The organism is Streptomyces sp. NPDC046915 (genome assembly GCF_040644935.1).
Taxonomy (GTDB): domain Bacteria; phylum Actinomycetota; class Actinomycetes; order Streptomycetales; family Streptomycetaceae; genus Streptomyces.
Map to the genome: position 1 here is coordinate 1 of NZ_JBEYXB010000018.1, position 26,347 is coordinate 26,347.

General features: G+C 71.7%; 23 protein-coding genes, 1 pseudogene and 1 riboswitch. Of the genes and pseudogenes, 14 read left to right on the forward strand and 10 right to left on the reverse strand.

All coding sequences use genetic code 11. The features are described 5' to 3' along the window. Window positions 1-456, forward strand: a pseudogene (locus ABZ915_RS35770) (2-oxoacid:ferredoxin oxidoreductase subunit beta); the annotation flags it as partial. 13 nt (window positions 457-469) lie between these two features. Here ABZ915_RS35770 and ABZ915_RS35775 read toward each other — a convergent pair. Further along, complete coding sequence (locus ABZ915_RS35775) at window positions 470-871, reverse strand: helix-turn-helix domain-containing protein (RefSeq protein WP_361812044.1); 402 nt, start codon at window positions 869-871, stop codon at window positions 470-472. Window positions 872-966: 95 nt separating this feature from the next. Here ABZ915_RS35775 and ABZ915_RS35780 point away from each other — a divergent pair, with 95 nt between their 5' ends. The 3 genes from ABZ915_RS35780 (at window position 967) to ABZ915_RS35790 (ending at window position 3,466) form a co-directional block, all read left to right on the forward strand. Further along, entirely contained in the window at window positions 967-1,821 is an 855-nt protein-coding gene (locus tag ABZ915_RS35780) for an SDR family oxidoreductase (protein ID WP_361812047.1), read from the forward strand. 138 nt (window positions 1,822-1,959) lie between these two features. Beyond that, entirely contained in the window at window positions 1,960-2,967 is a 1,008-nt protein-coding gene (gene rarD / locus ABZ915_RS35785; RefSeq protein WP_361812050.1) for an EamA family transporter RarD, read from the forward strand. Window positions 2,968-2,995: 28 nt separating this feature from the next. Continuing rightward, entirely contained in the window at window positions 2,996-3,466 is a 471-nt protein-coding gene (locus ABZ915_RS35790) for a VOC family protein (RefSeq protein ID WP_361812053.1), read from the forward strand. Window positions 3,467-3,533: 67 nt separating this feature from the next. Here the strand turns inward: ABZ915_RS35790 and ABZ915_RS35795 are convergent, their stop codons facing one another. Then, window positions 3,534-4,535: a hypothetical protein gene (locus tag ABZ915_RS35795; RefSeq protein WP_361812056.1), complete on the reverse strand. Its 1,002-nt coding sequence runs from the start codon at window positions 4,533-4,535 to the stop codon at window positions 3,534-3,536. Between the two features lie 214 nt (window positions 4,536-4,749). On the opposite strand from ABZ915_RS35795, the gene ABZ915_RS35800 reads away from it, so the two are divergent. Beyond that, window positions 4,750-5,337 carry an NAD(P)H-dependent oxidoreductase gene (locus ABZ915_RS35800; protein ID WP_361812059.1) on the forward strand — a complete coding sequence of 196 codons (588 nt, stop codon included), beginning with the start codon at window positions 4,750-4,752 and terminating at the stop codon, window positions 5,335-5,337. A gap of 25 nt (window positions 5,338-5,362) precedes the next feature. Here the strand turns inward: ABZ915_RS35800 and ABZ915_RS35805 are convergent, their stop codons facing one another. The 4 genes from ABZ915_RS35805 to ABZ915_RS35820 form a co-directional block, all read right to left on the reverse strand. Continuing rightward, entirely contained in the window at window positions 5,363-6,244 is an 882-nt protein-coding gene (locus ABZ915_RS35805) for an ABC transporter permease (protein WP_361812062.1), read from the reverse strand. Then, on the reverse strand, window positions 6,231-7,205 hold the full coding sequence (locus ABZ915_RS35810; RefSeq protein WP_361812065.1) for an ABC transporter ATP-binding protein: 975 nt from the start codon (window positions 7,203-7,205) through the stop codon (window positions 6,231-6,233). The genes ABZ915_RS35805 and ABZ915_RS35810 overlap by 14 nt, the downstream gene beginning before the upstream one ends. Window positions 7,206-7,283: 78 nt before the next feature. Next, complete coding sequence (locus ABZ915_RS35815; RefSeq protein WP_361812068.1) at window positions 7,284-8,489, reverse strand: outer-membrane lipoprotein carrier protein LolA; 1,206 nt, start codon at window positions 8,487-8,489, stop codon at window positions 7,284-7,286. A 336-nt stretch (window positions 8,490-8,825) separates the two neighbouring features. Then, a complete protein-coding gene (locus ABZ915_RS35820) occupies window positions 8,826-9,836 on the reverse strand; it encodes a polyprenyl synthetase family protein (RefSeq protein WP_361812071.1) in 1,011 nt (336 codons plus the stop codon). A 530-nt stretch (window positions 9,837-10,366) separates the two neighbouring features. Then, a riboswitch (cyclic di-AMP (ydaO/yuaA leader) is annotated at window positions 10,367-10,546 on the forward strand. Between the two features lie 5 nt (window positions 10,547-10,551). Between ABZ915_RS35820 and ABZ915_RS35825 the strand changes: the two genes are divergently transcribed. Then, complete coding sequence (locus ABZ915_RS35825) at window positions 10,552-11,049, forward strand: transglycosylase SLT domain-containing protein (RefSeq protein ID WP_361812077.1); 498 nt, start codon at window positions 10,552-10,554, stop codon at window positions 11,047-11,049. Between the two features lie 48 nt (window positions 11,050-11,097). On the opposite strand, the gene ABZ915_RS35830 is transcribed toward ABZ915_RS35825, so the two are convergent. The 3 genes from ABZ915_RS35830 to ABZ915_RS35840 form a co-directional block, all read right to left on the reverse strand. After that, on the reverse strand, window positions 11,098-11,928 hold the full coding sequence (locus ABZ915_RS35830; RefSeq protein WP_361812079.1) for an HAD family hydrolase: 831 nt from the start codon (window positions 11,926-11,928) through the stop codon (window positions 11,098-11,100). A gap of 107 nt (window positions 11,929-12,035) precedes the next feature. Further along, window positions 12,036-13,238 (reverse strand): NAD(P)-binding domain-containing protein, encoded by a 1,203-nt coding sequence (locus ABZ915_RS35835; protein ID WP_361812082.1) that lies wholly within the window; start codon window positions 13,236-13,238, stop codon window positions 12,036-12,038. 83 nt (window positions 13,239-13,321) lie between these two features. Continuing rightward, complete coding sequence (locus ABZ915_RS35840) at window positions 13,322-14,569, reverse strand: ATP-grasp domain-containing protein (protein ID WP_361812085.1); 1,248 nt, start codon at window positions 14,567-14,569, stop codon at window positions 13,322-13,324. A gap of 248 nt (window positions 14,570-14,817) precedes the next feature. On the opposite strand from ABZ915_RS35840, the gene fahA reads away from it, so the two are divergent. The 8 genes from fahA to ABZ915_RS35880 all read left to right on the forward strand — a co-directional run bounded on the left by fahA (window position 14,818) and on the right by ABZ915_RS35880 (window position 24,217). Beyond that, window positions 14,818-16,032 (forward strand): fumarylacetoacetase, encoded by a 1,215-nt coding sequence (gene fahA / locus ABZ915_RS35845; protein WP_361812088.1) that lies wholly within the window; start codon window positions 14,818-14,820, stop codon window positions 16,030-16,032. A 176-nt stretch (window positions 16,033-16,208) separates the two neighbouring features. Next, complete coding sequence (locus tag ABZ915_RS35850; protein ID WP_361812091.1) at window positions 16,209-17,147, forward strand: M56 family metallopeptidase; 939 nt, start codon at window positions 16,209-16,211, stop codon at window positions 17,145-17,147. A gap of 185 nt (window positions 17,148-17,332) precedes the next feature. After that, a complete protein-coding gene (locus ABZ915_RS35855; protein WP_361812094.1) occupies window positions 17,333-18,124 on the forward strand; it encodes a GntR family transcriptional regulator in 792 nt (263 codons plus the stop codon). Window positions 18,125-18,186: 62 nt separating this feature from the next. Then, entirely contained in the window at window positions 18,187-18,414 is a 228-nt protein-coding gene (locus tag ABZ915_RS35860; protein WP_010986276.1) for a ferredoxin family protein, read from the forward strand. Between the two features lie 26 nt (window positions 18,415-18,440). Further along, on the forward strand, window positions 18,441-19,784 hold the full coding sequence (locus tag ABZ915_RS35865; RefSeq protein ID WP_361812097.1) for an ABC transporter substrate-binding protein: 1,344 nt from the start codon (window positions 18,441-18,443) through the stop codon (window positions 19,782-19,784). Continuing rightward, complete coding sequence (locus ABZ915_RS35870) at window positions 19,781-20,659, forward strand: ABC transporter permease (RefSeq protein ID WP_361812100.1); 879 nt, start codon at window positions 19,781-19,783, stop codon at window positions 20,657-20,659. Before ABZ915_RS35865 ends, ABZ915_RS35870 begins: the two co-directional genes overlap by 4 nt. Further along, complete coding sequence (locus tag ABZ915_RS35875) at window positions 20,643-21,410, forward strand: ABC transporter ATP-binding protein (protein WP_361812103.1); 768 nt, start codon at window positions 20,643-20,645, stop codon at window positions 21,408-21,410. The genes ABZ915_RS35870 and ABZ915_RS35875 overlap by 17 nt, the downstream gene beginning before the upstream one ends. Window positions 21,411-21,421: 11 nt before the next feature. Continuing rightward, window positions 21,422-24,217, forward strand: coding sequence for a fumarate reductase/succinate dehydrogenase flavoprotein subunit (locus ABZ915_RS35880; RefSeq protein WP_361812106.1), 2,796 nt, complete (start codon window positions 21,422-21,424; stop codon window positions 24,215-24,217). Window positions 24,218-24,227: 10 nt separating this feature from the next. Here the strand turns inward: ABZ915_RS35880 and recQ are convergent, their stop codons facing one another. After that, on the reverse strand, window positions 24,228-26,231 hold the full coding sequence (gene recQ, locus ABZ915_RS35885) for a DNA helicase RecQ (protein WP_361812508.1): 2,004 nt from the start codon (window positions 26,229-26,231) through the stop codon (window positions 24,228-24,230). Between the last annotated feature and the right edge of the window lie 116 nt (window positions 26,232-26,347).

A 26,347-nucleotide genomic window follows, 5' to 3' on the forward strand; every position in this document is an offset into this window, starting at 1 on the left:
AACCACCCCGGCACCGCACTGATCGAGATCTACCAGAACTGCAACATCTTCAACGACGGCGCCTTCGACGCCCTCAAAGACAAGCAACAGGCCGAGGAAGCACTGATCCGCCTCGAGGACGGGCAGCCGATCCGCTTCGGCGCGGACGGCAGCCGGGGAGTCGTCCGCGACCGCCAGACCGGTGATCTGAAGGTCGTCACGGTGACCCCCGACAACGAGGCCGACGTGCTGGTCCACGACGCCCGGGCGGCGTCCCCGACCACCGCCTTCGCGCTTTCGCGCCTGGCCGATCCCGACACCCTGCACCACACCCCCATCGGGGTCTTCCGGTCCGTGGAGCGCCCGGTCTACGACGACCAGATGACCGACCAGCTGGACACCGCGATCGAGCAGCGGGGCAAGGGCGACCTGGCCTCCCTGCTGGCCGGCGGCGACACCTGGACGGTCGTCGGCTGACGGCGGCGGTTCCTCAGGAGGCCCGGGTCTGCGCCGCCCGGGCCTCGTCGTACGCGGAGCGCGACTGCTCCACGTCGTCCATCCGCGCTTGCGTCCACATCGCGAGCCCCCGTACCTGCTCCGCCGCCTCGCGGCCCAGTTCGGTCAGGGAGTAGTCGACGCGCGGCGGGATCACCGGCTTGGCGTCCCGGTGGACCAGGCCGTCGCGCTCCAGGGTCTGGAGGGTCTGGGTGAGCATCTTCTCGCTGACGCCCCGGCCGATCCTGCCGATCTCGCGGCGCAGTTCGCTGAAGCGGTAGGAGCGCTCCAGGAGGGCGATGAGGACCAGGACGCCCCAGCGGCTGGTGACGTGCTCCAGGACGAGGCGGTAGGGGCACATCGTCTCGCCTGCCGAACCGATCTCACTTACTGCCATGCCAGTACCTTACTTCAAAGTGGGTACTTTCCAGAAGTTAGTACAGCTCCTAGGGTGAGTGTCGAAGACGCACCCCACAAGGAGATCGCTGAATCATGAGCATCGTCGTCACCGGAGCCACCGGGCACCTCGGCCGCCTCGTCGTCGAGCAGCTGCTGGAGAAGGTCCCGGCCGAGCAGATCACCGCGGTCGTCCGCACCCCGGAGAAGGCCGCCGACTTCGCGGAGCGCGGAGTGCGGATCGCGGTCGCCGACTACAACACCCCGCAGACCTTCGACAGCCTCTTCGCCGCCGGCGACAAGGTGCTGCTGATCTCGGGCAACGAGTTCGACAAGGGCCGCGTCCAGCAGCACCAGGTCGTCATCGACGCGGCCAAGGCCGCCGGTGTCGCGCTCCTCGCCTACACCAGCGCCCCGGGCACCCTGACCGCCGCGCTCGCCGACGACCACCGCGGCACCGAGAAGGCGCTGCTGGCCTCCGGTCTGCCGTACACGCTGCTGCGCAACGGCTGGTACCACGAGAACTACACCGAGAACCTCGCCCCGGTGCTGGAGCACGGCGCGGTCGTCCAGGCCGCCGGTGACGGCCGGGTCTCCTCCGCCTCCCGCGCCGACTACGCCGCCGCCGCGGCCGCGGTGCTGGCCGGCGAGGGGCACGAGAACAAGACGTACGAGCTGGGCGGCGACGAGGCGTGGGGCTTCGCCGAGTACGCGGCCGAGCTGAGCCGGCAGACCGGCAGGGAGATCGCCTACAACGCCGTCCCCGTCGAGGCCTTCGAGGGCATCCTGGCGGGCGCCGGTCTGCCGGGGCCGTTCGCCGCGATCCTGGCGGGCGTGGACGCGTCCATCGAGAAGGGCGAACTGGTCGTCTCCACCGGCGACCTCTCGCGCCTGGCCGGCCGTCCGACCACCCCGCTCGCCGAGGCGATCAGCGCCGCGCTCAAGGGCTGAAGTCCCCTCACCCGGAGCCCCTGAGTCTTCGACCCCCGCCTGTCATGACCGTATAGCGATACGGGCATGACAGGCGGGGGTGCTCGGCGCTACCTTCGTCCAGGCGGACAGGACGTACGGAGTGAGCAGGAGGGGCCCGTGGCCGGGGAGTCGAGGAGTGAGCGGCGGACAGGTCTGCTGAACGGCTTCGCGGCGTACGGAATGTGGGGTCTCGTACCCCTGTTCTGGCCGCTGCTCAAGCCCGCCGGCGCGATGGAGATACTCGCCCACCGGATGGTGTGGTCCCTCGTCTTCGTCGCCGCCGCGCTGCTGGTCGTACGGCGCTGGGCCTGGGCCGGTGAGCTGCTGCGGCAACCCGGGCGGCTCGCGCTGGTCGCGGTCGCGGCCGGGGTGATCACCGTCAACTGGGGCGTGTACATCTGGGCCGTGAACAGCGGGCACGTGGTCGAGGCCTCGCTGGGCTACTTCATCAACCCGCTGGTCACCATAGCGATGGGCGTGCTGCTCCTGAAGGAACGGCTGCGGCCCGTGCAGTGGCTGGCGGTCGGCGTCGGCTTCGCGGCCGTGGTCGTCCTCACCGTGGGGTACGGACAGCCGCCGTGGATCTCCCTGTGCCTCGCCTTCTCCTTCGCCACCTACGGCCTGGTGAAGAAGAAGGTCAACCTCGGCGGTGTCGAGTCGCTGGCCGCGGAGACCGCGATCCAGTTCCTGCCCGCGCTCGGCTATCTGCTGTGGCTGAGCGCGCACGGAGACGCCAGCTTCGCGAGCGAGGGCGCCGGGCACGCCGCGCTGCTCGCCTCGACCGGTGCCGTCACCGCGCTGCCGCTGGTCTGCTTCGGCGCGGCCGCGATCCGGGTGCCGCTGTCCACGCTGGGGCTGCTCCAGTATCTGGCGCCCGTCTTCCAGTTCCTGCTGGGCATCCTGTACTTCCACGAGGCCATGCCGCCCGAGCGCTGGGCCGGCTTCGCGCTCGTCTGGCTGGCGCTGGCCCTGCTCACCTGGGACGCGCTGCGCACCGCGCGCCGGACAGCCCGGGCGCTGGCCGTCGCGGCCGCGGCCGCGACGGCAGCCGCCGTTCCGGTGGACACCGTCGTGCGGCAACCGGACGGCGTGGCCTCCGGCCAGGAACCGGAACCGGCCTCCTGACCGGTCCGGGTCGGCTATAAGTGGCGCCATGACGCAGACGCCCGCACCCGCCACGCTGCACTTCAAACTCGTCGTCGACGCCACCGACCCGCACGCGCAGGCCGATTTCTGGGCCGCCGCGCTGCACTACGAGGCCGAGGACAACAGCGCGTTCGTCGAGCGGCTGCTGGAGCTCGGCGCGCTGCCGGGCGAGGCCACCGTGGAGTACCACGGCCGCCCGGCCTTCCGGGACCTGATCGCCGTACGGCATCCGGACGACCCGTACGACAAGGAGCGCGGCACCGGGCTCGGGCGGCGGCTGCTGTTCCAGCGCGTGCCGGAGGCGAAGACCGGCAAGAACCGGCTCCACCTCGACCTGCACCCGGGCGAGGGCCGGCGCGACGCCGAGGTCGAGCGGCTTCAGGCGCTGGGCGCCCAGGTGTTGCGGCGGGTGACGGAGCCCGGCGGGGAGTGGGTGGTGATGGCGGACCCCGAGGGGAACGAGTTCTGCGTGCAGTAGGGCGTCTTCCGTACGGAAGAGACCGTCTCCCGCACGCAGTAGGGCGTCTTCCGCGTGGAGCAGGCCGTCAGGCGCCGGCCGCCCTGGCGGCGCGGTCCGTCAGGCGGACCATGCGGGCGCGGGCGGACTCCAGCCGCTCCCGGTCGTCGTCCGCCGGGCCCGGCCGGGCGGCCAGCTCGGTCCACAGCTCGATCAGGTCCTGCCCCAGACGCAGACCGTGCTCGGGGTCCCGCACGGCACGCCAGGCGGTGGCCGCGCTCTGGACGTTGCCGTAGGCGGCATCCGCGTTCCGGCCTCGGTGGTGGAGGCGGGCCAGGTCGAGGGAGAGGTCGAAGGCCCGAAGCGGGTCGCCGGCCAGGTAGGCGATGTAGGCGGTCAGTTCGCGCAGGCGCAGCACCTCGGGGTGACCGGCGCCCAGCACGTTCGAGGCCTGGACGACGGTGTGCTCGGCGAGCTCCGACGCCGTCTCGATCCGACCCTCCTTGACCGCCTCGTTGATCCGCGTCATGGGCTCGGTGAGCAGCGCGGCGCCCTCCGCGGTGGCGGTCACCGGGCCGTCGCCGAGGACCGCTTCGGCGACCGCGTCGAAGCCCCGGGCCGGCGTGTGGTGCCGGGTGTCGGGCTCGGGGGCGCGGTCCGGCGCCGGCAGGGGGAGCGGGAGCGGCTCGGGCGGGGGCGGGGGCGGGGGCGTGTCGCGGCGGGGTTGCTGCGGCGCGACGGTGCGTGCCGCCTGCGGGGTCGTGGTCCGTGCCGCCTGCGGGGCGGCGTTCCGTTCGTGCAGTCGTGGCTCGCCCGTGAAGCGGCTGGCGCCGTTCACATCCACTTCGAGGGGGACGACGCAGCCGACTCGGTCGTCGTGGACCATGGCGTGCACCGGGTGGCCGAGGCTGATGGCGAGGCGCTGGAGGTGGTTCAGGACGGCCTGCTGGATCTCCTGACCGGGGGCCGCCATGACCGCCACCCCGCCGACGGAGGCGCTGCCCGAGCCCGAGACCCGCACCTCCAGCGGGGCCGCCGGGTGCGGGTCGTCCCACAGGTCCCGCTTCTTCTCGAAGCTCAGTCGAGCCATCGGTTTCCTCACTCCCCCGGCCTCACGATCCGGTCGTACGCGTCCCTGCCCTCGAGTGTCTCCGGTACACCCCCGCTTCCGCGTCACCACGACGTCACAGCCTCGCACCAGCCGGCCGCCACTGGACATCTAATTGCATGCGCATATAATGCAGGTGCTTGTATTTTCGCGTCACGCCGACCATTTTGCGGTACATCGACCACCTGGGGGACCTATGAACCGCCGTTTCCTGTTCGTGCTCGGCAGCGCCCGCGCCGACGGCAACACCGAGCTGCTGGCGCGCACGGCCGCCGAACAGCTGCCCGGGGACGTCGAGCAGCAGTGGATCAGCCTGGCCGAGCACCCGCTGCCCGACTTCGTGGACCAGCGGCGTGACAGCGACCACGTACGCCCGCCGGCCGACACCAACACCGGCCTGCTGCTGGAGGCGACGCTCGCGGCCACGGACATCGTCATCGCCTCGCCGCTGTACTGGTACTCGGTGTCCGGCCTCACCAAGCGCTACCTGGACTACTGGTCCGGCTGGCTGCGCACCCCCGGCATCGACTTCAAGGCGACCCTCGCCGGGCGCACGCTGTGGGGCATCGCCGCGCTCGCCGACCGGGAGCCGTCGGTGGCCGATCCGCTCGTCGACACGCTCAACAACTCGGCCGCGTACCTGGGTATGCGCTTCGGCGGGGTGCTGCTCGGCAACGGCAGCGCGCGCGGGGACGTACTCAAGGACACCGAGGCGCTGACCCGGGCGAAGACGTTCTTCACCCGCGCGGCCCCGCTCGCCCGTTTCCCGTACCAGAACCGCTGAGCGCCGCCGCCGTGGCAGGCCGCCCCTAGGCCGTGATGTCCTTCGTCGTGAACCGTGCCCAGGCCGCCGAGCCGAACACCGCGGCGTACAGGGCCTGGAGACCGAGGTTCTTCACCAGGTCGTCCCAGTAGACCGGGTCGCGCATCAGATCGGCGAAGGACAGCCAGTAGTGGGAGAAGAAGTACGGCTGCAACGCGTGCAGTTGAGGTATCTGGTCGAGGATCTGGACGGTGATGAGCAGGCCGACCGTGGTCGCCATCGCCGCGATCCCGCTGTTCGTCAGCGTGGAGACGAACAGGCCGAGCGCCGCGACCCCGACCAGTGACGCGGCGACGGCCAGGGCGATCAGCAGGGCGCGGCCGAGGCCGTCGGCGAAACTGATCTGGGTGCCCGAGATGGTCGTCAGGTCGCCGAGCGGGAAGAGCAGCGCGCCCGTCAGGAGGGCGGAGACGGCGACCACGAAGGTGGCGACCAGGCAGAAGGCCATGACCGTCGCGTACTTGGTGAGCAGCAGGCGGGTGCGGCCGGCCGGGGCGACCAGAAGGTAGCGCAGGGTTCCGGCGTTGGCCTCGCCCGCGATGGAGTCGCCCGCCACCACGCCGATCGCCATCGGCAGGAAGAACGGGAGCGTCGCCGCCAGCGCCGTGAACACCAGGAACAGACCGTTGTTGGTGATCTGCGCGATGAACGCCGGGCCCTCGCCCCCGCCGCCCCGGCCGCCCGCCGACGAGCCGCCCCGGGTCTCGATCTTCACCGAGACCCCGACCAGCACCGGCACCGCGGCCAGCACACCGAGCAGCGCGAGCGTGCGCCAGCGCCGGAAGGTGACGGTCAGTTCGTTGCGCAGCAGGCCGAAGGTCCACAGCGGGGTGGGACGGCGTACGGCCACTGCCTCAGCCTGCGACATCGAAGCCCTCCCCCGTCAGCGCCACGAACGCGTCCTCCAGCGAGGCCCGCTCCACTCCGAAGCCGCGCACCCGCACCCCGGCCGTCACCAGCGCCGCGTTCAGCTCGGCGAGGTCACGGTCGGGCGGCTCGCCGCTCACCCGGTCCTCGGCGACGACGACGTCCGCGACCCCCTGCTCCTTCAGCACCCGGGCCGCCTCACCCGGATCCGGCGTGGTGACGACGAGCAGCCCGCGTGCCCCGGCCGCCAGGTCGGCCACCGGGCCCTGGGTGATCAGTCGGCCCTGGGCCATCACCGCCACATGGGTGCACACCTGCTCGATCTCGTCGAGGAGGTGGGAGGAGAGGAACACGGTCGTGCCGTCCGAGGCCAACTCCCGCACCAGCGCCCGGATCTCCCGCATGCCCTGCGGGTCGAGCCCGTTGGTCGGCTCGTCCAGCACGAGCAGCCTGCGCGGCTGGAGCAGTGCGGCGGCCAGACCCAGGCGCTGCTTCATGCCCAGGGAGTAGGCCTTCGCCTTCTTGCCCGCGGCGGCCGTCAGACCCACCCGGTCCAGTGCGGCCGTGACGCGGGCGCGCCGGGTGCGCGGGTCGGCGGTCGGGTCGGCCGCGTCGTACCGCAGCAGGTTGTCGCGGCCGGAGAGGAAGCCGTACAGGGCCGGTCCCTCGATGAGGGCGCCGACCTGCGGGAGCACGGTGCGCGCGGCCCGGGGTATGGGACGCCCCAGGACGCGCGCCGTGCCGGAGGTCGGCGCGATCAGGCCCATCAGCATGCGGATGGTGGTGGTCTTCCCGGAGCCGTTCGGACCGAGGAAGCCGAAGACGCTGCCCGCCGGGACGGTCAGGTCGAGACCGTCGACGGCGAGCTGTCCGCCGCGGTAGCGCTTGGTGAGCGCACGGGTGTGGATGACGCTGTCATCCGCGTCCCGCGCGGCCGGCTCCGTGGCGGACGGTTCGTCCATCGGCTCCCCTGCTTCGTCATACGTACGCAGGTACGTACGTACGTGCTGTGCGGCCGGCGGCTGCCGTGCCGCGTCTGTCTACCGTGCCGCGTCGGCCGCCTTCACCAGCGCGTTCTTGGTCACGGTGCCGACGTAGACCTTGCCGTCGTCCGTGATCAGGGCGTTGACCAGGCGGGTGGAGAACACCGTGCCCTTGCCGAACTTGCCGGTCACATGGTCGCCGAGCGAGCCGAGGAAGCCGCCCATGTCGCCGCCGCCCGCACCGGAGGGCAGGCCGCCCTTGCTGCCGGAGTCGAAGGTGGCGATCGAGTTCCAGCCCTTGCCGAGGACGTCGAAGCCGTCACGGCCCTTGGCGAGGTCCTTCCCGGACTTCGGGGCACTCTCCCGGGGCGCCTTGGCCGCCTCGTCCCCCTGGGTGACCTTCGCGCCCTTCGGCGGGGTGAAGTCGAAGGTCGAGGCGGCCGGCTTGGCGAAGCTGACCTGGGTGAAGCCCGCGTCCACGACGGCGGCGCCACCGCTTGCCGGGGTCAGGGTGAACTTCAGCGGCATCCCGGTCCTGGCGTCCACGGCGATGCTGATCGCGCCCACCGTGGTGCTCGACTGCTTGGGCTTGATGAGCAGCTTGTAGGCGTCCCGGCCGGCGACCTGGACGGTGCCGTCGACGGTCACGGACGTGGTGTCGTCGACGGACTTCAGGGCCTCGTCGGCGAAGTCCTTCGGCGTGGCGGGGGTCTTCTCCCGCTGCCGCTCGCCGTTCTGGTCCGCGGTGCCGTGGTACACCTCGTTGGACTTGCTGTCGTAGCCCCAGACGTCCTTGCCGTCGTGGATGAGGCTGTACTCGGCGGCGCTCTCGATCAGCGAGACCTTCTGGCGGTCGGGTCCGTCGGCCGCCACGCGCAGCGTGTGACTGCCCGAGAGCAGTTCGGTGAGCTTGGATTTCGGGTCGGCCGACGAGCCGTCGCCGCCCTTGTTCGCCCCGGACAGCAGGCCGCTCTCCAGGCCGCCGAGGTTCGGCAGCCCGAGGTTGGTGCTGAACCGCACCGTGCCGGACATCTGCTGCACGTCCGACGCGGCGATCTTGTTTATGAGCTGTTGTGCGCTGATCTTCGGCAGGTCGGGGTCACCGGAGTCGGCGAGCGCCGGGACCAGCCCGATGGTCGCCGCCGCCACCCCCACCACCGCGACCGGTACGACGTACCGGGCCGCCTTGCGGCGTCCGGCGGCCATGTCGGTGTCGGCCATGCTGTCGTCGGACGTGGTGTCGTCGGATCCGTACGGTGCCATGTGTGCCTTACCTCCGTCGTCGGCGGCGGCTGCCCTCACCCTCGTAAACCCTGAGCCGCCATTCTCACCCGAATCGGTGAGGAGTGGTGATTTCCGTGGTTTCCATCTCACCAAATCGGCCGTGAGGATGCGTCAGACCCGGGAGGCAACTCGATGTACGCCTCCGGTATGACACGGGGAGGCGGGATGTCCTCCGACCCGTAGGGGTCATGCCGGTGTCTTTACCAGCCCGTCCGGGGGTGCCCCCCTCTGGGGGAGTTTGAGGACGAGGCCGTTCAGGCCGAAGGGGGGTCTGGGGGCGCAGCCCCCAGCGTGGCCCAGGCAAACGCCGGGCACCTACCCAGCCCGGTGCACCACCGCGTCGCACAGCTGCAGAAGTGCCGCCTTGGCGTCACACTCCCGCAGCGGCGCCAGCGCCGCCCGCGCGTCCTCCGCGTAGCGCACGGTGTCCCGGCGTGCCTGCTCCAGCGCGGGGTGGGCGCGCAGCGCGGCCAGCGCCTCGGCGTGCCGGGCGTCGTCGGTCAGGTCGGAGTCGAGCAGGTCGCACAGGGCGATGTCCTCGGCCAGCCCCAGCCGGGCCGCCCGCTCCCTGAGACGCAGCACGGGCAGGGTGGGGATGCCCTCGCGCAGGTCGGTGCCCGGGGTCTTGCCGGACTCGTGGGAGTCGGAGGCGATGTCCAGTACGTCGTCGGCGAGCTGGAAGGCGACGCCGAGCCGCTCGCCGTACTGGGTCAGTACGTCCACCACGGTCTCGTCGGCCCCGGACATCATGGCGCCGAAGCGGCAGGAGACCGCCACCAGCGAGCCGGTCTTGCCGCCGAGGACGTCCAGGTAGTGCTCGACCGGGTCGCGGCCGTCCTGCGGCCCCGCCGTCTCCAGGATCTGCCCGGTGACCAGCCGCTCGAACGCCAGGGCCTGCACCCGTACGGCCTCGGGGCCGAGGTCGGCGAGGATCTGGGAGGCGCGGGCGAAGAGGAAGTCGCCGGTGAGGACGGCGACGGAGTTGCCCCAGCGGGTGTTCGCGCTGTCCACTCCGCGGCGCACCGCGGCCTCGTCCATGACGTCGTCGTGGTAGAGCGTCGCGAGGTGGGTGAGCTCGACGACGACGGCCGAGGGCACGATTCCCGGCGCGTACGGGTCCCCGAACTGTGACGCGAGCATCACGAGCAGCGGCCGGAACCGCTTCCCGCCCGCGCGCACGAGGTGCTGGGCGGCCCCGGTGATGAAGGGGACCTCACTCTTGGTGGCTTCGAGCAGTCCCTCCTCGACAGCCGCCAATCCGGCCTGGACATCGGCTTCCAGAGCCTGGTCCCGCACGCTAAGCCCGAACGGCCCGACGACGGTCACGAGGGGTCTCCTGTCTGCTGGTGCCTGCTGGCGATTACACGGTTTGTCGATAGGTCGCTGCCCTCACTCAAGTCAGCGTATCCGGTCAGCTTTCGATCACCGAGGGCGCCCACTGTTACAGGCCGGGCGCTATCGGATCACGCCCGTTATGTTTTCGATCGGCCGATAAGCACAGATATTTATCGACTTACCCGGAAGTACGACATGACTGCGCCGCTTGGAGCAGTTCGCCTTCCGCTCCCACGCTCGATGCGCTACCCAAAGCGGCGCCCTTCATGTCCTATTTGCCGTGATTGCTATTCCGTGAATTGGGTCACGTCGGCCGAACGGAGCACCCCACCGTCCGGCACGGGCACACCGCTTGGCGCCATTGGCCAGTTGAGGGTTGGCAGACGCAAAGGATCAAGCGCCTCATACGCCTCACAACAAGGTCAACTAGGACTTTGTGTGAATCCGCCGCTTGTTCAGGACATGTGCTCTCGCATACGTTCCCGGCCGTCGGGCGGAACGCCGAATCCTGCCGCCGCCCGTCACACCCATCGACGAACTCATTCACGGCAGGAGCGGGGGACCCAGGTTTGCCGCCGGTCCGGGCGACACCCGTCGTCCCGGAACGGCTCGGGGTGAAGCCGCACCGCCTTCGGGCGGCGCGGCCGGGCACCTCCCAGCCCGAACCCGACAGCTCACCTCGCAGGCGACGGAGAGGAACTTCGACATGTCTGCTGCCGCTCAGCACCGTGCCCCCTTCGCCCGCCTCGCCCGCAGGCTCGCCGTCGCCGGCACCGGCGCCGCCGTGCTCGCCCTCCCGCTGATCGGTGCGACCAGCGCCTCCGCGGCCACCACCACGAGCGCCCCCAAGGCCGCCCCCGCGGCCGCCACCACGCTCCCGTACGCCAACAACCTCGACGGCTGGATCCGCGAGTCGCTCGCGATCATGGCGCAGAAGGGCATCCCGGGCACGTACAACGGCATCTACCGCAACGTGATCCGCGAGTCGTCGGGCAACCCGGTGGCCATCAACCTCTGGGACTCCAACGCGGCCGCGGGCATCCCGTCCAAGGGCCTGCTCCAGGTCATCGACCCCACGTTCGCCAGCTACCACGTGGCCGGCACCTCGTACAACATCTACGACCCGGTCGCGAACATCACGGCCGCCTGCAACTACGCCGCCCACCGGTACGGCTCGATCGACAACGTGTTCGGCGCGTACTGACCGCTCCGCTCCCCTGAGGGAACGAGCCCCGCTCGAACGGGCCCCGGCTCAGGGGAAGAGTCCTTCGAGGACGACGGCGATGCCGTCGTCCTCGTTCGACGAGGTGACCTCGTCGGCCACCGCCTTCAGCTCGGGGTGGGCGTTGGCCATCGCCACACCGTGGGCGGCCCACTCGAACATCGGGATGTCGTTGGGCATGTCCCCGAAGGCGATGGCCCGTTCGGCGCTCAGCCCGAGGTGGTCGGCGGCCAGCGCCAGCCCGGTCGCCTTGTTGACGCCGCACGGCTGGAGCTCGACGGTTCCCGGCCCCGACATGGTGACCGTCGCCAGCGATCCCACGGCCGCGCGGGCCGTGGCGGCCAACTCGTCGTCCGACAGGGCGTGATGCCGCAGCAGGACCTTGCTGATCGGCTCGCACCACAGGTCGTCGCGCCGCCGGACCCGTACGGCGGGCAGCGTGGGGTGGGGCATCAGATAGCCGGGCTCGATGAGCGTGAGCCCGTCCACCCCGTTCTGGTCGACGGCCGCGTACACCTCCCCCACCTCGGCCTCGATCTTGCCGAGCGCGGTCTCCGCCAGTTCCCGGTCCAGGGTGACCGACCACAGCAGGCGGTGGGCGCCGGCGTCGTACACCTGCGCACCCTGTCCGCACACCGCGAGCCCCGTGCAGCCGAGGTCGTCGAGCAGCGGCCGCACCCGCGGCGCCGGGCGCCCGGTCACCACGAGGTGCCGGGCACCCGCTCTCCCGGCCCGGGCGAGGGCGGCGAGGGAGCGGTCGGAGAGCGTGTCGTCGCCACGCAGGAGCGTTCCGTCGAGATCGGTCGCGACGAGCGAGTACGCAGGGGAGATCGGGGAGGAATACGCGGGGGGTGCGGCCATGATCAGAGAATACGGACACCGCACCCCCACGACTCACCGCTGTTTCCAGCCCCAAGTGGCGCCCGTGGGCTCCTTGGTGGCGATCTCGAGACCTGTGGCGCAGCCCGTCAGCCGTGTGCCGCCGCGAGGTGCTTGGCCAGGCGCGGCGAGGCGAACTCGGTGCCGCAGACGAAGCGCATCACCGGGCCGTACGACGACGCCGCCGGGAGGCCGGTGAAGTACAGACCGGGGACGGATGAGACGTAGCCCGCACCCAGGCGGGGCGTGCCCCGGCTCACCGTGAGCCGGGTGCGCAGCTCATGGCCGAGGAAGTCCATGGCCGCGATGTCCACGCGGTAGCCGGTGGCCGCGATGACGTGGTCGGCGGCGACCTGGACGGTCTGCCCGGCGTGGGTGCGGACGGTGAGGACCGGGCTGCCGTCGGAGACGTCCGCGCCGGCCAACCGCTCGACCTCCTTCACCTCGACCTTCCCCTCGAAGCGGTCGCGCAGCCACCAGGCGCCGAGCGGGCCCAGGACCCGGCGGACCAGGTAGTGGCGGGTGCGGGCCGGGAGGTAGCGGTAGGGGTGCGGGTAGTAGCTCAGCGCCCAGAGGGACCAGGCGCGGCCGAAGGGCGACTCGGGGCGCAGCTTCGGCTGGTTCCAGGGCGGGGCCCCGAAGGCGACCCGGCCGCGGCCCCGCGACACCACCCGTACCCGGGCGCCGGCCTCAGCGGCCAGAACCGCCGTCTCCAGCGCGGACTGGCCGGCGCCGACGACGATCAGTTCCTTGCCGGAGAACCGGGTCAGGTCGTGGTGCTGGGAGCTGTGGGACACCGGACCGGTCAGGCCGGGTCCGTCGGGCGCCGCCGACGCCAGCTCGGCCGGGAGGTGGGCCAGTCCGGACAGGCCGGTGGCGACCACCACCGCGCGCGCGGTGAACGACTCACCGGAGTCCAGCTTGAGTTCGAAGCCGCCGCCCGCGCCCCGGTCCACGGACACCACCCGCACCCGCTCCAGGTCGGGCAGCAGTTTCTCCTGGAACCACTCGCCGTAGGCGATGAAGGTCTCGACCGGGATGATGTCCTCGTCGGTGACCAGCCGGCGGACGCCCGCCGCGTCGCAGTAGTCGACGAGCGAGTGGCCGGGCTGGGGGCAGTCGATGCTGGACGCCACCGGGGTGGACTTGAGGAGCATTCCGGCGGGCATGTGGTCGCGCCAGCTGACCATGGAATCGCCGAAGACGCGGACGGGAATGCCGCGCGCCCGCAGATGGGCGGCGGTGGACAGGCCGAATGGCCCGGCACCGATGACTGCAACCGGTTGAATCACGAAGTCCCTCCCCAGGACGTGTTTTCCGTCACTTCGTGGTGGTGGATCGTGCGCCGGTCCGGACAGCCGGCCCTGGGCGGGCCTCAGTTGCCGGAACCGGTGCCGCTGCCGCGGCGGTTGGTCCGCCACAGCTGATAGAGGTGCTTCGCGCCCGGTCGCACGAAGCGCGCGAGCATCGTGAGGAACGGCAGCGGGTCGTCACCCGCGAGCCACGCCAGCTCCGTCCCGCTCGCCCGGGCCGGCGCGTGCGGCGTCGTGTAGCCGCTGCGACGGTAGGCGAGGAGGGCGGGGAGGTCGATGTTCTCCACGATGTAGCGGCGGCCGGCCGGCTGTTCCCCCTCCGGAACCGGGCGGCCGGTCAGATTCAGGTGCATGGCGCGTACGACGTCCACGCCGGACTCGTTCTCGAAGAGCCGGAACTGGGCGCCCATGCGCGGGTTGAAGTCGAGGAGTTTGTACTGTCCGTCGCGCCGGTCGAAGCGCAGGTCGAGGTCGATGATGCCGCTGAAGCCGATCTGCTTGATGAAACGTGCGGCGAGGTCGGCGAGTTCCGGGTTGTCGACGACGTAGGCGTTCGCCGTCATGCCCGCGTGCGGCGGCCACGAGCGCACCTTGACGCCGGTGAACATCGCGAGCGGTGTGGAGTCGTCGTCGAAGCAGGCGTGCACGATCCAGTCCTCGGCGTCCTCCCGGGGCAGGTACTCCTGGAGGATCACGCCGGGGTCCTCGCCCCAGTCGCGGGCGAGGGTGAGCAGGCCCTCGCGGGTGGCGATCCTGGTGGTGCCGTTCACTGCGGGCCGTTTACGCCGGACGAACGCCTCCCGGTTCTTGGCCACCACCGGGTAGCGGGCGTGGTCGGCGAAGGCGACGACCTCTTCGTAGGACTGCGGGAAGGCCGCCGGCGGGCTGGCGATGCCGTGTTCCACGCACAGCTCGTGCAGCCCCTGTTTGCTGGCCAGCCGACGCGGCAGGCTGGGGTCCACGCGCGGGAAGAGGAAGCGGTCCGTCAGGTCGGCCTGGTGTTCGGCGATCAGGACGGCGGCCTCTTCGTCGGTGGGGATGAGGACGGTGGGGCGGCCGATCCGCCGGCCGATCCGCCTGAGGCCCTCCACCAGGTACTCCGGTTCCTCCGCCCCGCTGGTCGGCCAGACGAAGGCGCGGGTCAGGTAACGGGAGGAGGCCGCGGGCGTGTAGCGGTCCTCGGTGATCGCGTACATCGGGACACCCAGGCGGCCCAGGCTGCGGATGGCGCCGACGCCGCCATGGTGCAGGGGATAGTCGCCGAACTTGACGATCAGTCCCGGTACGTCCCTGTCCGCGCCGAAAGGCACACCGACGGAATTCCTGGCCACGGGTCCCCCCACGTGTCCCCCCTACGGACCGGACCCACCCCGTCCGTGTCCCCCAAAGGGACGCTAAGCCGGAATTAGCCCCTCCGACAAGGCCTATTCGGACATTGCGAACTCTTTAGACACTACCCGGCACGCTGCCCAGGACATGCAACTCACCCGTAACGTGTGGCCCGACCACATGCAACGGCACGCATTGATGGCACTGGATGAGAGCGAGGCAGCACCCCATGCCCCCCTTCGACGTCCCCGAGGGCGACCCCTTCGGCCCGCACAATCTCCCCTACGGCGTCTTCTCCCCCGCCGGCTCGACCGAGCGGCGCGTCGGCGTACGGCTCGGCGACCACGTGCTCGATGCCGGCGCGGCGGCGCGTGCGATCGGTTCGCCGTACGCCTCCCTGCTCGCGCACCCGACCCTCAACCCGCTGCTCGCCGCCGGCCGTACGGCGTGGTCGGACGTACGGCGGGCCCTGACGGCCTGGGTCACGGTGCCCGCACACCGGGAGACGATCGAACCGCTGTTCCATCCCCTGTCCTCGGTGACCCTGCACCTGCCCTTCGAGGTCGCGGACTACGTCGACTTCTACTCCTCCGAGCACCACGCCCGGAACGCGGGCCACATCTTCCGCCCCGACGCCGAGGACCCCCTGACCCCCAACTGGAAGCACCTCCCGATCGGTTACCACGGCCGTTCCGGGACGGTCGTGGTGTCGGGCACGGACGTCGTACGGCCGTCCGGCCAGCGCAAGGGCCCCGCCGACCCGGCTCCCGTCTTCGGGCCCTCCGTCCGCCTGGACATCGAGGCCGAGGTCGGCTTCGTCGTCGGCGTGCCCTCGGAGCGGGGCAGGCCGGTCGCGCTGGGCGACTTCCGGGAGCACGTCTTCGGGCTGTGCCTGCTGAACGACTGGTCGGCGCGCGACATCCAGGCCTGGGAGTACGTGCCCCTCGGCCCGTTCCTCGGCAAGTCCTTCGCCACCTCGGTGTCGGCGTGGATCACCCCGCTGGAGGCACTGGAGGACGCTCGGGTGGCGCCGCCCGAGCGGACCCACCCGCCGCTGCCGTACCTGGACGACTCCGGCGAGGAGCCCGGCGGCTACGACCTGCGGATCTCCATCGCCGTCAACGGCCACACGGTTTCCGAGCCGCCCTTCTCCACCATGTACTGGACGTCGGCGCAGCAGCTGGCGCACATGACCGTGAACGGGGCCTCGCTGCGCACCGGGGACCTGTACGGGTCGGGGACCGTGAGCGGGCCCGAGGAGCGGCAGCGGGGCTCGCTGCTGGAGCTGACCTGGAACGGACGGGATCCGCTCGAACTGCCGGACGGCAAGCGGACGTACCTGGAGGACGGGGACATCGTGACCCTGTCGGCGTGGGCACCGGGGGCGGACGGGGCCCGGGTGGGGCTGGGAGAGGTCAACGGCCGTGTCGTAGCGAACGGTTAGGCGTTGCGGGAGTGAGGGGGCGGAGAGGGGCGAGAGCGGGCTCTGTTTGTCGTCGACGCCTGACTGCGGGCGCCCGTCGGCGTCATACTGGCGTAACAGCGTGCACCACCTGAACCGCCACCCGGACCAGCCCTTCGTCCGCCCCTGCTCTCCGACCAGGAACCGGAGCCCCCGGCATGACCGTCTGCCTGCTCCTGCTGAGCGTCGTCGCCCTGACGGCCGCGGTGCCGGTGCCGCGCGCGCTGACCCGGGCCGCGTGGCCCGAACGGGATCCCGTCGTCGCGCTGTGGGTCTGGCAGTGCCTGGTCGCCACCGTGCTGCTGTGCTGCCTGACCGCGCTGGTGCTGGGCGCGGCCGCCGTCTTCCACACCGTCCGCGACCGGGTCTTCGCTCCCGCACCGCCCGCCGTGGCCGCCGCGTACGACCTCTCCACCGCCCCGGTCTGGGCCGTCACGCTCACCGCGCTGCTCGCCTGCGGGGCCGCGTGGACCACGGCGATGCTCGCCCGCGAACTCGTCGAGGCCCGCCGTCGCCGCGGTCAGACCCGGGCCCACCTGCGCGAACGCGCGCCCGAGCTGCCCGCCGGACTGCCCGCCGCGCGAGGCCCGATGCTGGTGCTCGAGGACGAGTACCCCGACGCCTGGTGGATGCCGGGCCACCCGCCCCAGCTGGTCGTCACCACCGGCGCCCTCCAGCGCCTCACCGACCACCAGCTGGACGCCGTCCTCACCCACGAGCGCGGCCACGCCCGCGCCCACCACGACTGGCTGCTGCACCTGTCCACCGCCCTCGCCACCGGCTTCCCCCGCGTTCCGCTCTTCGCCCACTTCTGCGACCAGACCCACCGCCTGGTCGAACTGGCCGCCGACGACACGGCCTCCCGCCGCTGCGGTCACCTCACCACCGCCCTCGCCCTGATCGAGCTGAACCAGCACCGCGGCGTCCTGTCCTGCGCCTCCAGCCGCCGCCTCCTCGGCGAACGCGTCGACCGCCTCCTGGAGCCCCCACCGCGGCTGCTGCGCCGCCAGCGCGCGCTGACCACGACGGTGGCGGCGCTCGTACCGCTGCTGCCGCTGCTGATCACCTTCGCGCCGGGCCTGACGGCGCTGTCTTGACAGCGCTGTTCTGACGGCGCTGTCCTGACGGCGCTGTCCTGACGGCCTCGCAGCCACGCCGTCAGTGGCGGAACTTCCCCCGCCTACGGGTAAACCCCCAGCTCAGCAACCCAACCGGTGGCGCGTCAGATGGCGCAACACTCCGGCAACACGTCTTTCCCTACCTCCTCGGTATGGTTCACGACATGCCACCCACCGACCGCATCCGAGACCACGCCGGTCAAGGCGCCGCGACCACCGTCGCCGCCCACCGCACGCGTCGCCGGCTGCGTGCGGACCAGGCCAGGCAGCTCGCCGATCTCCTCCGCCACCAGATCCTCACCGGCGCCCACCCCGACGGCACCCTCCCCCATGAGTCCACCCTCGCCGACGACTACCGCGCCTCCCGCAACGCCGTGCGCCAGGCACTCGACCTGCTGCGCGCCGAGGGACTGGTGGACCGCCAGCCCGGCGTGGGCACGGTGGTCGTCGCCCAGAAGTACCCGCACGGGCTCGACCGCCTGATGGGCCTCGCGGAAACCCTCCGCGAACACGGCCGCGTCACCAACGAGGTCCGCACCATGGGCCCCGCCGCCGCGCCCGCCCCGGTCGCCGAACGCCTCCGCGTCCCCGCCGGCACCGACGTCCTCTACATCGAACGCCTGCGCCGCCTGAACGGCCTCCCCCTCTCCCTCGACCTCACCTACATCCCGCTCGACATCGGCACCGCCCTGCTCGACGCCGACCTGGAGAACACCGATGTCTTCCGCCTCCTGGAAGCCATCACCGGCGGGCGCCTCGGCCACGCCGAGATCACGCTGGAGGCGGTGAACGCGGACACCCACTCCGCCACCGTCCTCGAAGCCCCGCGCGGCGCGGCCGTCCTGATGCTGGAACGGCTCACCCACCTCGCGGACGGCCGCCCGGTCGACCTGGAGTTCATCCGGTTCCGCGGCGACCGCATCACCATGAGCGGTCTCCTGCACCGCTCCCTCTGACCCACCCGCTTCCCGCTTCCCGCTTCCCGCTTCCCAAGAGTCCGACCTTCCTGGAGACAGCCATGCCCTTGGCGCCCCAGCGGGCCGATGTGCCCGTGACCATCGACGAGTCCAAGTGCATCGACGGCTGCACGCTCTGCGTGGACATGTGCCCGCTGGACTCCCTCGCCATCGACGAGAGCAACGGCAAGGCGTACATGCACGTCGACGAGTGCTGGTACTGCGGCCCGTGCGCGGCCCGCTGCCCCACCGGAGCCGTCACGGTCAACATGCCCTACCTGCTCCGGTGAAAGGCCCGACTCCCATGAAGCGCCCCATGAAACGCACGATCACCGCCCTGTCCACGGCATCCCTGCTCCTCCCCCTGTCGGCCTGCGGCGGCGACGCCCAGGCCGGTGACGGTCACACGGTCACCGTCACCGTCGGCTACCAGTCCAAGACCATCAACACCGTCACCGCGGGCACCCTCCTGCGCTCCCTCGGCTACTTCGAGCAGCAGCTCAACGCCCTCCACGACGGCCACACCTACAAGGTCGACTGGCAGGACTACGCCACCGGCGCCCCCATCACCGCCCAGATGACCGCCGGGAAGATCGACATCGGCTCGATGGGCGACTTCCCGCTGCTGCTCAACGCGGCCCGCGGCAAGCAACTCGGCCGCCCCACCCACCTGGTCTCCGTCACCGGCTACAACCTCCGCGGCGGCCTCAACACCGTCGTCACGGCGCCGGACTCCAAACTCACCTCCCTGAAGGACCTCAAGGGCAAGAAGGTCTCCACGAGCATCGGCTCCGCCGCCGACGGCACCCTCGTACGGGCCCTCCAGCGGGCCGGCATCGACCCGGACAACGGCATCTCCAAGCTCAACCAGCAGCCGGCGGTCGGCGCCTCGGCCCTGTCGGCGGGCAGCGTCGACGCTCTGTCCCAGTTCGTGGCCTGGCCCGGCCTGCTCGCCTACCAGGGCAAGGCGAAGGCCCTCTACGACGGCGCCCAGCTGAACCTCCCCACCTTCCACGGCGTCACCGCCCGCGAGGACTTCGCCAAGGACCGCCCCGCCGTCCTGGAGGCCTTCCTCAAGGCACAGGCCCAGGCGACCGACTACCTGGACGCCCACCCCGTGATCGCCGCCGAGAAGGTCGCCAAGGCCACCGGCCTGCCCGCCGAGGCCGTGTACCTCTACAACGGCGCCCAGGGCATCTCCACCTTCGACCCGGCCGTCAAGCCGCAGCTCGTCTCGGCGCTCAAGCGGGACGTGTCCGTCCTGAAGTCCGAGAAGCTGGTCGGGGACGTCGACGTCGACTCCTTCGTCGACGACCGGTACGTGAAGAAGGCCCTCGGCTCCTCCTACGCCAAGGAGCTCGCCGCGGCCCCCGCACCGGCCGCGAGCGAGGTGTGGCCGAAGGGCTCCGAGAGGACCACGAGCTTCAAGTCCCCGAAGGCGCTGCTCGCCTACGTGGCCGGGCACAAGGGCGGCATCCGTGCCGCGTACGTCCCCGACGCCACCACCGGCACCCAGTGGTTCGCCGACAAGGCGGTGTGGGTGGCCGACGGCGACAAGCTGCTCCCGTTCGTCGCCCCGGCGACCGCCCGGGCGTACGTCACCGCGCACCCGGGCGCCCGGACGGTCTCGTACCCCGACGCGCTCGGACTCGCCTCGTGACCCGGCGCCCGCTCGCCCGGTATGCGCTGCGGGTGGCGTCCCTGGCCGCCGCCCTCGGTCTCTGGCAGCTGCTGACCAGCCTGGACGTCGACCTGTGGCTGCGTTTCTCGCAGTTCCCCACGGTCACCGACGTGGCCCACGCCTTCGCCGACCGGGTCACCGGCGGTGACTACTGGACCGACCTCACCGACAGCCTCACCCGGATCCTCCTCGGCTTCGCGCTGGCAGCCGTCCTGGGCGTGGCGACGGGCGTGCTCGTGGCCCGCTCGCGCCTCGCCGAGGACCTGCTCGGCCCGGTCCTCGAGGTGATCCGCCCCATCCCGGCGATCGCCCTCGTCCCGGTGGCGATCCTGCTCTTCCCGTCCAACGAACAGGGCATCGTCTTCATCACCTGCACCGCCGCCTTCTTCCCCGTGCTGGTCTCCACCCGGCACGCGGTCCGCGCGCTGACCCCGGTCTGGGAGGAGGCGGTACGCACCATGGGCGGCAGCCGGTGGCGGATCCTCGGCTCGGTCGTCCTGCCGGGAGCGCTGCCCGGCATCTTCGGCGGCCTGTCCGTCGGCATCGGCGTCTCGTGGATCTGCGTGATCTCCGCCGAGATGATCTCCGGCCAGTACGGCGTCGGTTACCGCACCTGGCAGGACTACACGGTCGTCGACTACCCGGGCGTGTTCGTCGGCATGGTCACCATCGGCGTACTCGGCTGGGTCACCTCCACCCTCGTCGAACTGCTGGGCCGCCGGCTGACCCGCTGGCTGCCCCGCACGTCGTACGTCCCCGGTGTGCGCGCCCCGCGGCGGGTGCGCGGCGCCACGACCCCTGTCCCGATCGGCTCCAGGACCGAGGAGGACGTGCCCCATGACCAGTTCGTCTGACGTCCGTACACGGACCCGCACCGGTGCGGGACTCGCCCTGCGCGGCGCCACTCTGGGACGGCCGGGCGCGCCCGTGCTGCACCGGGTGGACCTCGACATCTCCCCCGGCGAGATCCTCACCGTCGTCGGCCCGTCCGGCTGCGGCAAGTCGACGCTGCTGCGCACGCTGGCCGGACTGCTGTCGCCGCTCGCCGGAGAGACCGTCCAGGACGCGCGCCCCCTGACGGGCCCGGGCGCCGACCGCGCCCTGATCTTCCAGGAAGATGCCCTCCTGCCCTGGCGCAGCCTGCGCGCGAACGTCGAACTCCCGCTCGCCATCCAGGGATTGCCCCGGGCCGAACGCCGCGCCCAGGCGGAGTCCTGGCTGGCGCGCGTCGGGCTCGCCGAGCAGTCCCGGCAGTTGCCGCACCGCGTCTCCGGCGGCCAGCGCCAGCGCGCGCAGCTCGCCCGCGCCCTGGCCGGCAGTCCGCGTGCCGTCCTCATGGACGAACCCTTCGGCGCCCTCGACGCCCAGACCCGCGCCGGCATGCAGGACCTGCTGGTGGAGGTGCTGGGCGGCACCGGAGCGACCGTCGTCTTCGTCACCCACGACGTGGACGAGGCCCTGTTCCTCGGCGACCGCGTGGCCCTCCTGAGCTCCGGCCGGCTGACCGCCGTACGCGACGTACCGCGTCCCCGCGACCGTACGGCGCACGACGATCCCGCGCGCGTGGCACTGCGGCGCGACGTCCTGACCTCACTGAGCATCTGAAAGGCACCCCGGTGGACACCCCGGACACCCCCACGGACACCCGCACGGACATCCCCACGGACGCTCCCCTGGAGATCCCCGCCCTCGCCGATGCCGAGGAACTCACCTGCGACGTCCTCGTCATCGGCGGCGGCACCGCCGGCACGATGGCCGCGCTGACCGCCGCCGAGCACGGCGCGAACGTCCTGCTGCTGGAGAAGGCCCACGTCCGGCACTCCGGGGCGCTCGCCATGGGCATGGACGGCGTCAACAACGCGGTCATCCCCGGCCGCGCCGAACCCGACGACTACGTCGCCGAGATCACCCGCGCCAACGACGGCATCGTCGACCAGTCCACGGTCCGCCAGACCGCCACCCGCGGCTTCGCGATGGTGCAGCGCCTGGAGTCCTACGGGGTGAAGTTCGAGAAGGACGAGCACGGCGAGTACGCCGTCCGCCAGGTCCACCGCTCGGGCTCCTACGTGCTGCCCATGCCGGAGGGCAAGGACGTCAAGAAGGTGCTGTACCGGCAGCTGCGGCGGCGCGAGATGCGGGAGCGGATCCGGATCGAGAACCGGGTGATGCCGGTGCGCGTGCTGACCGCCGGGGGGCGTGCCGTGGGCGCGGCCGGCTTCCACACCCGCACCGGTGCGTTCGTCACCGTCCGCGCGGGCGCCGTCATCCTCGCCACCGGCGCCTGCGGCCGCCTCGGCCTGCCCGCCTCCGGCTACCTGTACGGCACGTACGAGAACCCGACCAACGCGGGCGACGGGTACGCCATGGCCTACCACGCGGGCGCGGAACTCACCGGCATCGAGTGCTTCCAGATCAACCCGCTGATCAAGGACTACAACGGCCCCGCCTGCGCGTACGTCGCCAACCCTTTCGGCGGCTACCAGGTCAACCGGCACGGCGAACGCTTCGTCGACTCCGACTACTGGTCCGGCCAGATGATGGCCGAGTTCGCGGCCGAGGTGGCCAGTGACCGGGGGCCGGTGTACCTGAAGCTGAGCCACCTCCCGGAGGAGTCGGTCTCGGCGCTGGAGTCGATCCTGCACTCCACGGAGCGCCCGACCCGGGGCACCTTCCACGCCGGGCGCGGCCACGACTACCGCACGCACGACGTCGAGATGCACATCTCCGAGATCGGCCTGTGCGGCGGCCACTCGGCCTCCGGCGTACGGGTCGACGACCACGCCCGTACCACCGTCCCGCGTCTGTACGCCGCCGGCGACCTGGCCTGTGTGCCGCACAACTACATGATCGGCGCCTTCGTCTTCGGCGACCTCGCCGGCGCGGACGCCTCCCGGTACCGCGCGTACGAAGGGGAGCTTCCGCAGGACCAGTTGCGCGAGGCGCACGAGCTGGTCTACCGCCCGCTGCGCCACCCGGCCGGCCCGCCGCAGCCCCAGGTCGAGTACAAGCTGCGCCGCTTCGTGAACGACTACGTGGCCCCGCCGAAGTCGGGTGCCCGGCTGTCGCTGGCCCTGGAGGCCTTCGAGCGGATGCGCGCGGACATCGCCGCGATGGGTGCCCGCACCCCGCACGAGCTGATGCGGTGCGCGGAGGTCACCTTCATCCGCGACTGCGCGGAGATGGCCGCGCGCGCCTCCCTGGCCCGCACGGAGTCCCGCTGGGGCCTCTACCACGACCGCCTGGACCATCCGGAGCGCGACGACGCTTCCTGGTTCCACCATCTCGATCTGCACAAGTCCCCCTCCGGTGCGATGGAGTTCACGGCTCGTCCCGTGGCTCCCTATCTGGTTCCGGTCGATGAGTTCACTCCGGCCGGCGGCTCTTCCCGACACCTCGGTGAGGTCCGTCCAGAGGACGTGGCCACCGCCGGGTCCCGCGACGTGGCGCCGGTCGCCACCGGGCCGGCCTCCGCGCCCGTCACCGGGCCCGTGGACCGCGGCTCGGGCAAGATCGCCTCGCCGCGGCTCCTGGAGCTGCTGGCGCTGGCCGAGGAGCAGCCGGAACTCGCCGCGATCGAGCCCTACTTGACCGACCTCGACGCTGCCGTGCGGCGGACGGCGGTCTCGGTCCTCACCGAGACGGTGCCGCCCGGCACCGGGCAGGCCCTGGCGGGCGCGCTCGCCGACCCCGACGCCGATGTGCGTGCGGCCGCCGCGGCCTCATTGCGCGAGCTCGTCGAGACCCTCCCGCCCGAACCCGCCCTGGGCGCCGCCCTGACCGCCGCGGTCGCCGAGGCCGACCCCGTGGTGCGTGCCGCCGCCCTCGACGTGCTGCGTGCCCTGCGCCTGGGTGACGCCGGCCTGTTCGCCGGGGCTCTGGACGACCCCGACATCGCCGTCCGCATCGAGGCCGTACGCGCACTCGTGTCGGTCGACGCCGTCGAACCGCTGGCCGGCGCGGCGGCCGACCTCTCGCGGGAGGTCCGCGTCACCGTGGCCAAGGCACTGGCCGCCGTCAGCCCTGCGGCGCTGGCCGCGAGCGCCCCGGAGCCGCTCACCGGCGCCCTGGACCGGCTCACCGAGGACACCGACCCCCTGGTGCGCGGCGCCGCGCTCGGCGCGCTGGCCACCGTAGGCTGCCCGGCCCCGCTCGCCGCGCGTGCCGTGGCCGCGCTGGCCGACCCTGCGTGGCAGGTCCGGGCGGGCGCGGCGACCGCGCTGGGCTCCGCCGACTCCGGTGTGTCGGTCCCCGCCCTGGCCAAGGCGCTCGCCGACCCCAACGCCGACGTGCGCAAGGCGGCGGTGCTCGCCCTGACCCGGCACAACGGCACGGCGGAGGCCCGGGCGGCCCTCGCCACGGTCACCTCGGACCCGGACGCGGACGTCAGGGCCTACGCGGCGCGGGGGCTGTGACCCCTTCGGTCTATATCCAGTCGGGCTCCGGCTCCGGCTCTTCGTCCGGCTCCGGCCAGTCGTCGTGCGCGGTGGCCGGGGCCGGGGCCGCCGCCGGGGAGCCGGCAGCCGGACCGTCCGCGGTCGGGGCGTCCAGGGAGGACAGCACTCCGAGGACACCCTCTCCGTACGTCGCCAGCTTCTTCTCTCCCACTCCCCCGATGGTGCCCAGCTGGTCCACCGAGGCCGGCCAGACCGTGACGATCTCCCGCAGTGTGGCGTCGTGGAAGATGACGTACGCCGGAACACCCTGTTCGCGTGCCTGCTCGGCACGCCAGGCGCGCAGGGCCTCGAAGGCGGGCAGCAGTTCCCCGGGCAGCTCGGCCGCGGCCGTCTTGGCCTTGCGGTCGCCCCGGCCGGACGATCCGGCGGCCGACGCACGCTGGGTCACCGGCTTCTTCGGCTCCTTGCGCAGCGGCACCTCCTGCTCGCGCCGCAGCACCGCCCCGCTCGTCTCGGTGAGCACCAGCGTGCCGTACTCCCCCTCGACCGCGAGCAGCCCCTGGGCCAGCAGCTGCCGGACGACGCCCCGCCACTCGCCCTCGGAAAGCTCCTCGCCGATGCCGAAGACGGACAGCTGGTCGTGGTCGAACTGGATCACCTTGCCGGTGCGCTTGCCGAGCAGGATGTCCACGATCTGCACCGCGCCGAACTTCTGCCCGCGCTCCCGCTGGAGCCGCACCACCGTGGACAGCACCTTCTGCGCGGCGACCGTGCCGTCCCAGGTCTCCGGGGGCGTGACGCAGGTGTCGCAGTTGCCGCAGCCCGTCGGGTCCGGGTCCTGGCCGAAGTAGGCGAGCAGCTGGCCGCGGCGGCACCGGGCCGTCTCGCACAGGGCGAGCATCGAGTCCAGGTGGGCGGCGGCCCGGCGGCGGAACGCCTCGTCGCCCTCGCCGGACTGGATGAGCTTGCGCTGCTGTATGACGTCGTTGAGGCCGTACGCCATCCAGGCCGTCGACGGCAGGCCGTCCCGTCCCGCCCGGCCGGTCTCCTGGTAGTAGCCCTCGATCGACTTGGGCAGGTCGAGGTGGGCGACGAACCGCACGTCCGGCTTGTCGATGCCCATTCCGAAGGCGATGGTCGCCACCACGACCAGGCCGTCCTCGCGCAGGAACCGGGACTGGTGCGCCGCGCGCGTGCCCGCGTCCAGACCGGCGTGGTAGGGCACCGCCTCGATGCCGTTGCGGGAGAGGAACTCCGCGGTCTTCTCCACCGAGTTCCGGGAGAGGCAGTACACGATGCCCGCGTCGCCCGGGTGCTCCTCGCGCAGGAAGGCCAGCAGCTGCTTCTTGGGGTCGGCCTTGGGCACGATCCGGTACTGGATGTTCGGCCGGTCGAAGCTCGCCACGAAGTGGCGGGCCGTCGGCATGTTCAGCCGCTGGGTGATCTCCTGGTGGGTGGCGTGGGTGGCCGTCGCCGTCAGCGCGATCCGCGGGACCTCCGGCCAGCGCTCGCTCAGGAGGGAGAGGGACAGGTAGTCGGGTCGGAAGTCGTGTCCCCACTGGGAGACGCAGTGCGCCTCGTCGATGGCGAAAACCGCGATCTTGCCCCGGGAGAGCAGGTCGAGCGTGGACTCCAGGCGCAGCCGCTCCGGTGCCAGGTACAGCAGGTCCAGCTCGCCGGCCAGGTACTCCGCCTCGACCACGCGCCGCTCGTCGAAGTCCTGCGTGGAGTTGATGAACCCGGCGTTCACGCCGAGCGCCCGCAGCGCGTCCACCTGGTCCTGCATCAGTGCGATGAGCGGGGACACCACGATCCCCGTACCCGGTCTGACCAGGGCCGGGATCTGGTAACACAGCGACTTGCCGCCGCCGGTCGGCATGAGGACGACGGCGTCGCCGCCCGCCACCACATGCTCGATGACCGCTTCCTGCTCGCCGCGGAAGGCCTCGTATCCGAAGACCCGGTGCAGCGTGGCCAGCGTCTCGCTGTCCGTCGTCCCTGGCATCTCGCCGATCCCGCCCGTCCCGCCCATCGTCGTGTCCCCCGTACGTCGCCTCTCGACCACTGCGTCCACGATAGGGCCCCGGACCGACAGCGCCGGAGTTATCCACAGGCCGGGGTACAGGAAAGGGCCCCGGCCTCCCCAGG